The organism is Dyella sp. 05T440, from assembly GCF_056395965.1.
In genome coordinates this window covers 1-436 of record NZ_JBFTKN010000040.1, presented here as the reverse complement: position 1 = coordinate 436, position 436 = coordinate 1, and the positions used below count along the sequence as shown (strand labels likewise).

Below are 436 nucleotides of genomic sequence, written 5' to 3'. Positions count from 1 at the left end.
CGGCTGGCTTGATGCTGTCGCATCTATTGCATTTGCAGGGTATCGAATCGGTGGTGCTGGAAACGCGCAGCCGGGAAGACATCTGCGCAACCATTCGCGCCGGCGTGCTGGAGCAAGGCACCGTCGACCTGATGACCGAAACCGGTCTGGGCGGCAGGCTGCGGCGCGAAGGTTTTCGCCACGAAGGCACGGTGTTGCGCTTTAACGGCGTTGACCGGCGCATTGATTTCGTTGAACTCACCCAGGGCCGGGCCGTGATGGTCTACGCGCAACACGAGGTCATCAAGGATCTGGTTGACGTGCGCTTGGCCGCAGGTGGCGACATCCGCTTCGACGTCAGCGGCGTGTCTTTGCATGCGCTGGAATCCACGTGCCCCAGCGTGCGCTTTACCGGGCCGGAGGGCAGCACGCATCTGCTGGAAGCAGACTTCATCGC

Annotated in this window: 1 protein-coding gene; it reads left to right on the top strand. The window is 62.4% G+C overall.

The window, feature by feature from the left end; genetic code table 11:
• Window positions 1–436: FAD-dependent monooxygenase (locus tag AC1DE1_RS20865; RefSeq protein ID WP_477179351.1), on the top strand; the 436-nt coding region annotated here is incomplete at both ends.